Below are 12743 nucleotides of genomic sequence, written 5' to 3'. Positions count from 1 at the left end.
TTCCAATCATGAGTTATCGGTATTCAATCAGCCCTTGCCACGAGTACGGTTAGCGTTTGGTTTTGCATTCTTCTCGATGAATTCGAAAATCATGTCTGCTACATCTTTACCCGTTGCTTTCTCGATGCCTTCTAGGCCTGGAGAAGAGTTTACTTCCATTACTACTGGGCCGTTCTTAGATTGTAGGATATCTACACCACATAGGTTTAATCCCATGATTTTCGCTGCATTGATTGCTGTTGCGCGCTCTTCTTTGGTTAGTTTAACCAGCTGAGCAGTGCCGCCACGGTGCAGGTTAGAGCGGAATTCACCTTCACCAGCTTGACGCTTCATTGCAGCAATTACTTTGTTGCCAACAACAAAACAACGGATGTCTGCGCCATTTGCTTCTTCAATGAACTCTTGAACCAAGATGTTCGCTTTTAGGCCCATGAACGCTTCGATAACGCTTTCTGCTGCTTTGTTTGTTTCTGCTAGTACAACGCCGATACCTTGAGTGCCTTCAAGAAGCTTGATCACAAGTGGCGCGCCGCCTACGTTTTTGATCAGGTCTTGAATCTTGTCTGGGCGGCTAGCGAAACCTGTTTTTGGTAAGCCAATACCTTTACGAGACAACAGTTGTAGTGAGCGCAGTTTGTCGCGAGAGCGACTGATTGCTACTGACTCATTGATACAAAAAGTGCCCATCATTTCAAATTGGCGAACAACCGCAGTTCCGTAAAAGGTAATGGAAGCGCCAATACGTGGAATAACAGCATCGTATTGAGGTAGCTCTTCACCCATGTAGCGAATCTTCGGATTGTTACTCGCGATATCTATATCACAGTGCAACGTGTCGATAACATCGACCTGATGACCACGTGCTTCTCCAGCCTGCTTTAGACGAGCGGTAGAGTATAGATTTTCGTTGCGAGAAAGAATTGCGATACGCATGGCGTTTCCTTAGTTAATACCTGATTGGTAACTGCAAATAAATTAGTTGTTAGCTGAGCTTTCAGTTTTTTCTGAGGCTCCTTGCTTGCTTCGGGGCGAACCTTAAGGCTTTTCGTTCAACTAAGAAAACGAATTAAATTTGTCGAGTCGACAACGGAAATTTATCGATTGTGTGAGCTATTGGTACAGCAGGCTTGAGAGGGGAATTGGAATGGAAAAGCGAGTTGAGACCTAACTCATATTGGGGGTAGGAGCATATTAGGTTGTACCCAACTCGCGTTTACTCGGTGCTAAAAAGTGTACTAATAACGCCAGTTACATAGATCTAAAAGTGTTCGTAGTGCTTCTCTTTCGAGCTTACTGCAGGTGCTTTTTAGCTTGTTAAGATAGTATTTTCTCATGGTCATTACTCTCTCTGGTTAGGCTTTATTTACAACCTATGGTTTGTTGCTGACCCGTTCATTATGGATAATTAAGAGGAACTAAAAAACAGATGGTATTTTTATTGGTTGTTCCTGTTTTGGTCGCATTACACTACTTTTTGATGAATGTGTTTTATAATGAGCTTAATTAGGAAGAGCTATCTTTAAAAGGTTCACTATTTGTCTGATCTAAACATGATGCGTTACTACACGCGGCTAGAATCGTTCGAGCCAAACATTTCTCATTCAGTCACCCTAGCCGAAGTAGCGGATATGCTGTTTACAAGCTTGCGTCACGCTCGAACTTTACTTGGTAAGATGCATCAAGCTGAATGGGTGGTGTGGGAGCCAAAAGTTGGCAGGAATCAACGCTCTAACTTAACACTGCGTTTTAGCAATTCAGAGTTGGCGCAGCATGTTGCAATTAAACTGATAGAGCAGGGCAAGTACGAAAAAGCACTTTCCATATTGGATAATGACCGCGCTGTGTTTGGTTCTTTACTGCAAGAAACTTCCGGCGCGACCATGCGTGAAGGGCTGCTGCACGTTCAATTAACCTATAAGCGTAAGTTTGAGGATTTGTTTCCGCACCATATACACCGCAGTAGCGAACGATTTTTGATCAGACAGGTGTTTAGCTGCCTAGTGACGTGTAATGGTAAAGGTGAGTTAAAGCCTGAACTAGCTCACCATTGGGAATATGACACTGAGCAACTGGTTTGGACTTTCTATCTGCGCCCCGGTCTGACATTTCATGATGGTCAGCCAGTTGATGCCAAGCAGCTGGTTGCTTTGTTTACTGCTTTACAAGCTCTGCCTTTCTATCAAGCTGAGTTAGATCATGTTTCTTCCATCTACAGTGAACAGCCATTGAGGATCAGTTTTAAATTAACCCAAGCGGACACAGGTTTTGCGGGGTTGCTTGCTGGTGTTAAGTATTCGATTCAACCCGCCGAGCAAGTGATGCGTGAACCATTACCATTGAGCTCAATGTCTCATGCTGTGATCGGTACTGGCCCTTTCAGAGTGGTTGAAACCAATAGTGAGCGCATCAAGCTCTCGGCATTCGAACACTTTTACGGGTGTCGCTCTTTAACCGATGAAGTGACTATTTGGCAGTTTGAAGAGTCGATGACAGGTAGTGCTCGATTCGATGATAGCCAGATGCAGGTGTCACCTTATGAAGACTCCGCCTGTTTTCACCAATTAGGGAAAAGCGACACTGAGCTAGTCTCGGCTGAAACTGACGGGCTTCGTAGTCGAATCGAAGATGGTTGTTTGTTTGTTCTGTTCAATCAAAACTCAGCAGTGAATCCGTTAAGCGACGAGCAACGTAAGTACCTATCAGCCCTTGCAAACCCTCAGGCTATTTTGGCGCAACTGGAGCAAAACCAAGGATTATTCAGTGTCTCTTTGGCTCAGAACATATTGCCAAGTTGGCAGAAATTGTATCGAACGCCTTCGAAAGAGACACAACTGCCGAAAAAGATGAGTATAGCGGTTTACGATTATTATGCGTTGTATCGATGTGCGATTTGCGTATCTGACATACTCAAACGATATGGTGTGGAAGTTGAGGTGAACACCTACAGTTTTCGAGAATTGGCTCAGTTATCTCAGAGTGGCGAGTTAAAGGAGGACTTGGTGCTGTGTAACTTGAACCTCGATGACAATGCTCCGTCTTCGCTGTTCTCGTGGATGATGAACGACCCTGTTTTGCACTCTGCTTTGGGAGAGATGAACAGCGATTGGCTCAAGCAGCGCTTGGATAGTCATAAAGCATCCGTGGAACTGCCTAATTACTTGGCAGAGTTGGAGCCTGTTGCATCGACGTTGATTTCTGATTATTGGCTAGTGCCTATGTTCCATCACCTACAAACCGTGCGTTTTCAAGGCATTTTGAAAAACGTGGCCATTACCAACTGGGGATGGCCAGATTTCAAGAATGTATGGTCTGCTGATTAACCTTTCTGACTAGCTAAATAACTAAGTTAACTCGTTGCCAAAATTGGTTTTTCCAAAATCGACTTTGACACGCTTACGTCTAGATAAATTAAAAATTACACTCGGTGGTTTACTTTTTGGTTTTGGCATATAAACTAGTCGGTGTAGTTTATGTGTTGGGTCTATCCCAACGGTTAAAGAGATACCAATGAAAAAATATCTATTACCGATTTTAGGAGTACTTGCCGTGGTCGCTATCGTAAGCACAGGTTCACAATCAAACGACAATCTAGATAAGCTTCCAAAGAAGTTTGCTAACAGTGAGTTGGAATACAAATCGGGTATGTCTGATATTTTTTCAATCTTGAAAGCATACGTGACTGTGGAAAGAAACGAGCCAGTGCCGCGCGCTGCATTGCCTTTGATTCCAATGACAGCTGAGCAATTGATCGAAGAACAAGACGACGTTGCTTACCGCTTAGGTCACTCAAGCGTGATGATGAAGCTGGATGGCAAGTTAGTGATGACTGACCCTGTGTTCAGTGATCGTGCATCACCGGTGCAATGGATGGGACCAAAGCGTTTTCATCCGACACCAATCACACTGCAAGACCTACCCGATATTGATGTGGTGGTGATCAGCCACGATCACTACGACCATTTAGACAAAGGTGCCGTGAAGGTATTAGCCGACAAAGTAGGGACGTTCTTAGTGCCATTAAGAGTGGGCGCACTGTTGGAAAAGTGGGGCGTGGATAAAGAGAAGATCATCGAATTGAACTGGTGGGAATCGGCAACGGCCTCAGACATTGAGTTCACGTTGACACCGACACAGCATTTCTCTGGTCGTGGCTTGCTTGATCGTGACCAAACACTGTGGGGCAGTTGGGTTATTAACGCTTCAGACAAGAAAGTCTTCTTTAGCGGTGATTCTGGTTACTTCAATGGCTTTAAAGAGATTGGCGACCGTTTTGGGCCGTTTGATTTAACCATGGTTGAAACGGGTGCGTATAACTCACTTTGGGCGGATATTCATATGTTCCCAGAACAGAGTGTTCAGGCACACATTGATCTGCAAGGTAAGGTGATGATGCCAATCCACAACAGTACCTTCGACCTTTCTATGCATGATTGGCAAGACCCAATGGAACAAGCACTGGCGATAAGCAAAGAGCGAGATGTACAAATGGTAAGCCCGGTGATGGGTGAACGTTTGGTGATCTCAGAGCCTGTACCTGTTCAGGCATGGTGGAAACTAGCATCGAATTAGAGCTGTCATCCAAATAGACATAGCTAAACCACTAAGCTGTACAACCCAACTTATACACGAAACGCCACCGATCTTACGATTCGGTGGCGTTTTTTCGTTTTATTTTTAAGATCAGCTTTCTAAGTTCTGCGCCATTTTCTTCGCAATTTTTCTGAATTGTTCTAACTCGTCTTCGGCCATGCCTTTGGTCATTCTCTTCAGCATGTCTCGATCGATATCCGAGACCTTACTCATGATCTCTTGACCCTTATCAGTCAGAACCAATAACTGGCTGCGCTTGTCTTCCGGGTTCGGAGACTTCTTCACAAGTTCCTGATTGATCAAGGCATTAATGAGCCGAGTGACCTGTGCTTTATCACGATCTAGGAAGTGTGCGATATCGATAGCGGTACATGGAGACTTCTTAGTAATGATCTTCATGACACGAATATTCATGGGTGCGATCTCAGAATCTAAGCTCTCAATCTGCTCGCTCATTTGACGTTTCAAAGAGTGCACCAAGCGAAAGATGGATTCTAGCGATGTGTTATCAGACATAAACGATCCTCAGAAATGTAGTTGACAATATCAACCACCATATTTATAGTTGACATTATCAACTTAATTATTCGTAAATTCAACACAGGAAATAGATATGACGATTCAAGCAACACTAACGCCAACTCTTCCTGAGCAAAAAGGTACACCCGTTTTATATAAAATTTTGGTCATGATGAGCTTAATGCTAACCATTGGCGGCAGCTTAACGGCCGTGATGACCTACATGAATGTCGGATTCGGCGAGGAATTTATTGGCAACTGGCTTTCTTCGTTAGCCCTTGTTGTCGTGATCATGATGCCAATGGGCACGGTGATGATGGCTTTAGTCACCAAAGCCGTTGCTAGAGTGTTCACAACTTATAGCGAGAAAGTTCGCAACCTGATCGTAGGACTGATCATGGCATTCATAATGGAGTCCATGATGGCATTTGTAACAGCGGCAAATAACATTGGATTTTCGGATACATCGGCGTTTACCAGTGGATGGTTTAATGGATTTATTGCCGCACTTCCCATTGGCCTTGCGATCATGGTCGTGATGTCGATGACGGTTAAACCTAAGCTCGAACGATTCATGAAGAGCTAACCAAAACACTTTTTAAGCATTTTAGGAGGTCCAAATGAAAGCATTCACAGGCAAACACAATAACTACCGTATCACTATCGAAGAAGTGAACATCAAAGAAGATCGTGAACTTCAAACCATGCAGTTTGAAATTGAAGACAGAGAAGATATGTTCGCGATTGTTGAGAAGATCAAACATGACAGCGGCTTAGATGAGCAATCAGCAGCGCGACTAGGAGTGAGCATTCGCTTGTTAGGCCCATTGATGATGCAAGATAGAAAACACCCTCTGTTTGTTGATTTTATGCCTCACTTCAGAAACTTCATGCAGAATTTGAAGAAGACCTTGAAAGGGCAGTAAAGCCTAATCATCAGTAACACATCGAAAAGCCAGTAACGAACTTACTGGCTTTTGTTGTCTTTAAATCAAAATAATTTCAGTTGTCTGCGTCTAGAATATGCGAAAATTGATGGCTGAATTTGCGGTGTTGCTTCGTTGTTTAATTGTCTATTCAAGCTTCAAGAAATCCGATATTATACAGGTTATAAAACTAAAGGTGGTATTATATGACAAATGTATTTAAACAAGCAGCTGAAGAACTGTTGAGTCGTCGTGTTGCTGGCACCAAAGCACCAAGATTGGACGAACAGTACCGTCCGAATAACTTGGAAGATGCGCTAAAGATCCAATCTTCAATGATCGATTTGAAAAGCGATAAAGTCGGCGGTTGGAAGTGCTTACTTCCTCTGGCTGAAGACAAGTTTGTTGTTGCGCCAATCTTCTCGGGCAGCGTTCAACAAGGCGAAGTTTGTGAACTGTTTGCTGACAACGGTGTAGTACGCGTTGAGCCTGAAATCGCATTTACGCTTGCTAAGAGCCTGCCTGCAAGCCAAGAAGGCTACAGCGAAGAGCAAATCAACGAAGCGATTGGTTCTTGCCACATGGCACTTGAGTTAATGCAGTCTCGTTTTGCGGATGACAGCGGCGCTGAGTTCTATGAAAAGCTGGCCGATGGCCTAGTAAACCAAGGTCTATTTATTGGCTCTGAGATTGATCGCGAAAAAGCGTTCACTTCTGCAGAGATCAGTATTGAAGTGACTCAAGGCGAGCAAGTTCAAGCATTCGACGGTAAGCACCCGAATACACTGCCACCAAGCCCAATTTACTGGCTGATTAATTACATGACACGTCGTGGTGTTGATTTCCAAGCGGGTGAAGCCATTATCACGGGCTCTTACTGCGGTATTGTAGAAATGGGATTCGATAAGCCAACGACCTTCCACTACGAAGGCATTGGTGAATACCAAGTAACGTTCAAGCAGAAACGCTAACTTCTAGCGGCGCACTATCTGTTATCGAAAGGCTGTTTACTGATGAGTAAATAGCCTTTTTTATTACGTGATGCTTAATAGGGTTCTTATTACTTTGCATTAAATTAGGCGTTTAGACGTCTAGACGTTGACAAGTTCTAAGTGTGACATTAGTCTGCTCACCTTCCTGTTCTATTGTGTTGTCGTTCCATGTCCAATTCAAAAAATTCTAACGCGGTAATTGCCCCTTCTGCAGTGGCGCTTATCCCTCTGATCGTTTTCCTTGCGCTGTTTATTGGCGTGGGTACATACCTGTCGCTACAAGGCGTCGATTTTGCTTTCTATCAGCTTCCAGCTCCGATTGCGGCTCTGCCTGCCGTGATGTTAGCGTTGCTATTGAGCAAAGATAAATTGAACCGTGCGATCGAGCAGTTCTTAGGTGGTGTGGGTCACAAAGACATTATTGCAATGTGTATGATCTACCTATTGGCGGGTGCTTTTGCGGCTGTAGCTAAAGCTTCTGGTGGCGTGGACGCGACGGTAAATCTTGGTCTATCTGCTATCCCAACGAGCATGATCCTACCGGGCATCTTCCTTATTTCGGCGTTCATTGCGACGGCAATGGGTACTTCTATGGGTACTATCGCTGCGGTTGCTCCTGTTGCACTAGGCATTGCTGACTCAGCTGGCATGAGTATTCCTCTAACCGCTGGCGTAGTGCTAAGTGGCGCTATGTTTGGTGACAACCTTTCTATCATCTCTGATACCACGATTGCCGCGACACGCTCGCAAGGCTGTGAGATGAGAGATAAGTTTAAAGAGAACATCCGCATTGCACTTCCTGCTGCACTTATCGCGATTGTTATCTTTGCTTTCAACAGCACGGCAACTCAGGTTCCTGAAACAGGTCCAATCGAGTGGCTAAAAGTCCTTCCGTACATCACTATCTTGATTCTTGCGGTATCGGGCATGAATGTCTTTGTCGTGTTGGCGATTGGTATCTTGCTGGCGGGTGGCGTGAGCCTAGGTTCTGTTGAGAACTACGGTATGACTGATTACGCTCAAGATATCTATGCAGGCTTTGGCAACATGCAGGAGATTTTCTTATTGTCGATGCTAATTGGCGGTTTGAGTGAGCTAATGCGTCGTCAAGGTGGATTGGCGTTCCTGACTAACTTAGTAAGTGGTGTGATTCGTGCGTTTGGCTCTTCACACTCTAAGCAAGCGAATGGTCGTGCGAGTGAGCTAGGCATTGCTGGCTTGGTATCTATGGTGAACCTATGTACTGCAAACAACACGGTAGCGATTATTGTGTCTGGTAGTGTGGCTCGTCAATTGGCGGAAGAGAACAATGTGTCTCCACGTCGTTCTGCAAGCTTGTTGGATATCTTCTCTTGTGTGATTCAAGGCGTGTTGCCTTACGGTGCGCAGGTATTGCTGTTAGGTTCGGTATTTAACCTATCGCCTTTGGATATTGTAGCTAACTCTTACTACTGTTTTGCTCTTGCAATCGTGGCTGTGGTTGCTGTGTTTATTAAACACCCAGCACGTCAAGTGGCTCAAGCTTAGTAACAATTGACCAAACTGAGTGCTCACTGGCTCTGATAAGAAGGCTCCTTAATAGGAGCTTTTTTGTGCGTGAAACTCATGGCTTGAAAATTCAATGTACGTCTTCAAATACAAGAAAACCGCCTATGTAGACGGTTTCTAATTTCGTTATAGCGGTTTTCAAGTTTATTGTAGTGTGAATGACAATTAGGCTTGAGAGCTTTAATTCAGCTTATTAGTCACGAACTCTTTGTTTCTGACCATTAGCCACATCAGGCCGCCTAGCGTACCGATGGATAATTGGATAAAGCCTAGGTTTTCAATCAGTGACTCTGGGCGGATTGAAACTAATACCATGCCAAGCGAGCCACAAATCATGCTGAAGAACTGTATCAGTGCGACGGCAGAGCCCGTGTCATGATCTTGTTGATTCAACATCAAGTTGGTCCCCGGTACTCGCATGATGATCGCCATTAATGTCGCTGGTGCAGCGATGAACATGAAGAACCAAGGGGACAGGTCGCCAATGGTTAGGGTGAAGATTCCCGCAAGCGCTAATAAAGCAAAACATCCTGAGATGACCTTTTGAACCGGCATTCGGTAGGACAACTTCATGTAAATTGTTGGACCAAATGAGGCGCACAGTGCATTGAATGCGAACGCGTAACTAAACTGTTGTTCGGTCAATCCAAAGTGATCGATGTAGATATAAGAACCCGCCGCAAGAAAGCCCATCAACGCCATCGGTATGATAGAGAAAATGACCAGCAGCTTGACGAACGAGCGGTTTTTCATGACCACGCCCATTCTTCCCCATGATCGGAATATAGAACCTTGGTATTTGTTTTCGAGTGTTTCTCGGTAGCAGCAAGCTAATACTGACGCAAATGCACTAAAAATGGCGAGCGTGACAAACATCATTCGCCAAGAAGCAATTTTCAGTAGAAAGGCACCAAATACAGGCGCAACCATTGGCGCGATGATCACCAGTGACATGATAGTCGCCATGATCTTTTCACGTTCTCGGCCGTCATAAAGATCTTTGACAATGGCGGTAGCGATAACGGTGATAGCACTGCCAGCAAAGGCTTGGAATACACGAGCACTAATCAACTGTTCGATGCTATTGGTCATCGCGCACAATATGCTCGCGACCATATAGCTCGCTAATCCAATTAATAGGATCGGCTTACGACCAAATTTTTCGCTGAGCGGCCCCCAGAACAAAAGACCGATGGCGTAAGTAACGAAGTAGCTGCTCAGGGTTAGGTTGACCATTGATCGGTCAGTATTAAACACCTCGACCATCTGCGGAAGCGCAGGTAAGTAAAGGTCGATGGTCAATGGAGGGAAAGCACTTATTATGACGAGAAAAAATAGCATACCGGTCTTTCCCAGTACTGGTTGTGGTCTCTTCAAGGTCGCTCTCCGTTGTCCAAGGTAGGTTTCTAATTGATGTGATATTGATATACAGAAGGTTAAGGCACGTCAGACAAGAAGGATAGAGTTGTTCAAGAATATGGTGAAAGTATCGATGAACTTATCTCTATGAGTCCGAATCTACGAAGTCGGTCTGTATACTGAATTGTATTACAAAACATTATTACTTTTATAGCTAACGAGTTCAATCAGTTAGTAGCAGGGTAGCTTGTGATCGCCAACGACACATTGTAATGATTATCGAGTTGGCTTGTTATCTTTTCTTTGGGCGCTTTTCGACTAAACCGTTACGCTCTAAACCGCGTCTAACACTGCTGCATAGCTTACCAAAGCGGCGCAGTTCCTCGAAGTTGGGGCCTTGGCCAATGGAAATACTGTGCTCCCAATACATTAACTCACTGTCGACCATCTCTAGTAGTTTCTTAGAGCAACCCGAGCAATTTCCTTTTGGACCACAGATAAACGTCTCTGACTCGTAAAGTGGGAGTTCGTTTTTAACTTCTTCAATTAAGTTAAGCATTGCCGAGTTTAAGTCTGGCTTTTTGGATGTAAGTGGCTTCAAGCTCGGTGCTTGAGTCGCAATTAATGGGGAAGTCAGTTTGTTAGGTTGTAAATTCAAAGCAGCTGATGACATATCAAAGGCCTCAAGGAGAGAAGAAGGTGGGCATGCTACTCTTCACAACAAAGTGAATCTTGATGTAGTGCAATAAGCGTGGATATATACCCAAAAGAGGTAGGAGCCACAAGCGGTTGTGACTCCTTATCAAAGCTCGGTACTAATGAGAGATTTTAGAATTCGGCGTCGAACTGGAATTCCATCCACTCTTTGGTGACTGGGTGGTGCAGCGCAAGTCTTTCTGCGTGTAAGTGCAATCGGTCGGCTTTATTGCCATACAAGCCGTCACCGACGATAGGCATGTTAAGGCCTTCTTGGTGTGAACAGTGAACACGCAACTGGTGTGTACGCCCTGTTTTAGGATGCAGGTAAACCTTAGTGGTTTGCCCGTTTCGCTCAATCACTTCCCATTTGGTTTCTGCTGGCTTGCCGTGTTCGAAGCAGACAATTTGACGAGGGCGGTCATACAAATCACCACGCAATGGCAGTCGAACATAGCCTTCATTTTCTGTTAGAACGCCTTCAATCATTGCCACGTAACGCTTTTCGACTTCACGAGTAATGAACTGCTTCTGTAAGCTCTTGTTCGCACGTCGTGTGAGAGCGAAGATTAGAATGCCAGAGGTCGCCATGTCTAAGCGATGAATCACAAATGGGCCTTCAACATCGGGATGCATTTCTTGAACACGTGTGTAGGCGGAATCTTTGATGGTTTTACCCGGCACGGATAGAAAACCTGCTGGCTTGTGTACTACCACGATGTGCTCATCTTGGAACAGAATATCCAGCTCTTTGCCTTCTGCTGGGTTCTCTAGCAATGGGTTTGGATCGACTTCTAGGCCTTTCATCATATGGCCTAAAATCGGCACACATTTACTCTGACAAGAAGCGTAGTATTTCTTGTGCTTGCGGATTTCCGACTTTGGAGAGCGGCCCCACCAAAATTCAGCCAATGCCAGTGGCGTGTAACCATGTAAGTACGCGTATTGCAGCAATTTAGGCGCAGCGCATTCGCCAGAGCCAGCTGGTGGTATCTTGTTTGGCGTGTTTTCAAAGATTTGGTTAAGGTCTTCAACGCTTCCTTCCGCATTTTGGAAAGCGTATTGTGAAAACAACTTGTGTTGAAGCTGATGAGAAATGTGTGCTCTTTGCTCTTTTAGCTCAGCCAGTTGAGTGTTGAACACATCAACTTTAGCTTGCAACACTTGCAGGGTCTGTTCCCAGTTAAGTTTTAGGTACTTCTGCTGGTTCTTGTCGGCAACACTGGCTTTGTTTAGCTCATTATTTAGCTGTTCGAAAGTTTGCTCATCAAGGTTTTCTTTACCTTGTTCACGTTGTTCTTTACGCGTTTTTCGGCCTTCAATAATCAATAGACGTTGAGCTTCAATCTCTTGCTCGGCTTGCGCTTTTTGCTGTGCCAGTTGCTCGCACAATTCAAGGTATTCAGTATTTGCTTGCAGCGCTTTAAACTCAGCGTTGACAGCCATCATGTCGGCTGTGTCTTGATGGAAAAAGCTGTCGCTGCTGAGCATGTCGAACACGGGCGGTACAAAGTGAGGCAGTAGGTTTTGGTCGGCGATTTTCCCTGAAAAAGCAGAGAAGTACCCCAATTCACCTTCAGGGCTTTTCACCAATAACACACCAAACATTTTGCCGCGACCAGCGTCAGAATCCAGTCCGAAGTCATGCTGCCAGTCGGTTTGAGTTTCTAGATATTGTTGAAGCTGATGAGAAGCGATTTCACACAGTGGGTGCGGTTCGTAGTAGAACGGGAATGTGAAACGCTCAGGCAACGAATATGACTCGATCGGCTGTTGAAAACGAGTGAAGCAATGCTCAGGTGTGTGGCTGTTTTCTGAGTCGTGCGTTGGTTTTGATGAGTGCATAGTCGTATTAATACTTATATCGTGGTGATAAATGGTTGTGAGTCTACTGTGTATGTTTAGAGACGTTAAACACAGTACAAGGCGGCGATTCTACTCTTTATCGAAAAGCGCCTCAAATAAGAAATGGTTCTATTACTGGATAGCTAAGCGAGACGGTTAATACTGAACCCATGAGTTATAGCTTGAACACCATTAATTGATGAGTAACTTCTCGTTTTTAATCATAGAAGACAATTTAACAAACCAAGGGTGGTAGCCTTGCTGCCCT

General features: G+C 44.7%; 11 protein-coding genes. 6 read left to right on the top strand and 5 right to left on the bottom strand.

The features are described from left to right. Positions 1 to 27: 27 nt before the first annotated feature. On the bottom strand, positions 28 to 933 hold the full coding sequence (gene rimK / locus AB4249_RS12360; RefSeq protein WP_004740040.1) for a 30S ribosomal protein S6--L-glutamate ligase: 906 nt from the start codon (positions 931 to 933) through the stop codon (positions 28 to 30). A 602-nt stretch (positions 934 to 1535) separates the two neighbouring features. On the opposite strand from rimK, the gene AB4249_RS12355 reads away from it, so the two are divergent. Continuing rightward, positions 1536 to 3320: an SgrR family transcriptional regulator gene (locus AB4249_RS12355; RefSeq protein WP_372103364.1), complete on the top strand. Its 1785-nt coding sequence runs from the start codon at positions 1536 to 1538 to the stop codon at positions 3318 to 3320. A 187-nt stretch (positions 3321 to 3507) separates the two neighbouring features. Beyond that, positions 3508 to 4569 carry an MBL fold metallo-hydrolase gene (locus AB4249_RS12350; protein WP_371725547.1) on the top strand — a complete coding sequence of 354 codons (1062 nt, stop codon included), beginning with the start codon at positions 3508 to 3510 and terminating at the stop codon, positions 4567 to 4569. Positions 4570 to 4680: 111 nt separating this feature from the next. On the opposite strand, the gene AB4249_RS12345 is transcribed toward AB4249_RS12350, so the two are convergent. Then, a complete protein-coding gene (locus tag AB4249_RS12345) occupies positions 4681 to 5106 on the bottom strand; it encodes a MarR family winged helix-turn-helix transcriptional regulator (protein ID WP_017060573.1) in 426 nt (141 codons plus the stop codon). Positions 5107 to 5203: 97 nt separating this feature from the next. Between AB4249_RS12345 and AB4249_RS12340 the strand changes: the two genes are divergently transcribed. From AB4249_RS12340 to AB4249_RS12325, 4 genes are all read left to right on the top strand, one after another. Next, positions 5204 to 5695: a DUF2798 domain-containing protein gene (locus AB4249_RS12340; RefSeq protein WP_372103361.1), complete on the top strand. Its 492-nt coding sequence runs from the start codon at positions 5204 to 5206 to the stop codon at positions 5693 to 5695. A 34-nt stretch (positions 5696 to 5729) separates the two neighbouring features. Next, positions 5730 to 6035: a DUF3861 domain-containing protein gene (locus AB4249_RS12335; protein ID WP_017060575.1), complete on the top strand. Its 306-nt coding sequence runs from the start codon at positions 5730 to 5732 to the stop codon at positions 6033 to 6035. A 206-nt stretch (positions 6036 to 6241) separates the two neighbouring features. After that, positions 6242 to 7006: a hydratase gene (locus AB4249_RS12330; RefSeq protein WP_372103359.1), complete on the top strand. Its 765-nt coding sequence runs from the start codon at positions 6242 to 6244 to the stop codon at positions 7004 to 7006. 189 nt (positions 7007 to 7195) lie between these two features. Continuing rightward, positions 7196 to 8554: a Na+/H+ antiporter NhaC family protein gene (locus AB4249_RS12325; protein ID WP_372103357.1), complete on the top strand. Its 1359-nt coding sequence runs from the start codon at positions 7196 to 7198 to the stop codon at positions 8552 to 8554. 201 nt (positions 8555 to 8755) lie between these two features. Here AB4249_RS12325 and AB4249_RS12320 read toward each other — a convergent pair whose 3' ends face one another. The 3 genes from AB4249_RS12320 to AB4249_RS12310 all read right to left on the bottom strand — a co-directional run bounded on the left by AB4249_RS12320 (position 8756) and on the right by AB4249_RS12310 (position 12475). Beyond that, on the bottom strand, positions 8756 to 9916 hold the full coding sequence (locus AB4249_RS12320; RefSeq protein ID WP_372103396.1) for a multidrug effflux MFS transporter: 1161 nt from the start codon (positions 9914 to 9916) through the stop codon (positions 8756 to 8758). A 310-nt stretch (positions 9917 to 10226) separates the two neighbouring features. Further along, positions 10227 to 10607: a hypothetical protein gene (locus AB4249_RS12315; protein ID WP_017064884.1), complete on the bottom strand. Its 381-nt coding sequence runs from the start codon at positions 10605 to 10607 to the stop codon at positions 10227 to 10229. Between the two features lie 155 nt (positions 10608 to 10762). Next, positions 10763 to 12475 (bottom strand): RluA family pseudouridine synthase, encoded by a 1713-nt coding sequence (locus AB4249_RS12310; RefSeq protein WP_017064883.1) that lies wholly within the window; start codon positions 12473 to 12475, stop codon positions 10763 to 10765. Between the last annotated feature and the right edge of the window lie 268 nt (positions 12476 to 12743).

Source organism: Vibrio sp. 10N.261.55.F4, from assembly GCF_041470465.1.
Taxonomy (GTDB): domain Bacteria; phylum Pseudomonadota; class Gammaproteobacteria; order Enterobacterales; family Vibrionaceae; genus Vibrio; species Vibrio crassostreae_C.
This window is presented reverse-complemented; position numbering and strand designations above follow the sequence as displayed.

Excerpts from the sequence above, each read along its gene's own strand:
- rimK (WP_004740040.1), bottom strand. The coding sequence starts at position 933 with ATGCGTATCGCAATTCTTTCTCGCAACGAAAATCTATACTCTACCGCT.
- AB4249_RS12350 (WP_371725547.1), top strand. The coding sequence starts at position 3,508 with ATGAAAAAATATCTATTACCGATTTTAGGAGTACTTGCCGTGGTCGCT.
- AB4249_RS12345 (WP_017060573.1), bottom strand. The coding sequence starts at position 5,106 with ATGTCTGATAACACATCGCTAGAATCCATCTTTCGCTTGGTGCACTCT.
- AB4249_RS12340 (WP_372103361.1), top strand. The coding sequence starts at position 5,204 with ATGACGATTCAAGCAACACTAACGCCAACTCTTCCTGAGCAAAAAGGT.
- AB4249_RS12335 (WP_017060575.1), top strand. The coding sequence starts at position 5,730 with ATGAAAGCATTCACAGGCAAACACAATAACTACCGTATCACTATCGAA.
- AB4249_RS12330 (WP_372103359.1), top strand. The coding sequence starts at position 6,242 with ATGACAAATGTATTTAAACAAGCAGCTGAAGAACTGTTGAGTCGTCGT.
- AB4249_RS12325 (WP_372103357.1), top strand. The coding sequence starts at position 7,196 with ATGTCCAATTCAAAAAATTCTAACGCGGTAATTGCCCCTTCTGCAGTG.
- AB4249_RS12320 (WP_372103396.1), bottom strand. The coding sequence starts at position 9,916 with ATGCTATTTTTTCTCGTCATAATAAGTGCTTTCCCTCCATTGACCATC.
- AB4249_RS12315 (WP_017064884.1), bottom strand. The coding sequence starts at position 10,607 with ATGTCATCAGCTGCTTTGAATTTACAACCTAACAAACTGACTTCCCCA.
- AB4249_RS12310 (WP_017064883.1), bottom strand. The coding sequence starts at position 12,475 with ATGCACTCATCAAAACCAACGCACGACTCAGAAAACAGCCACACACCT.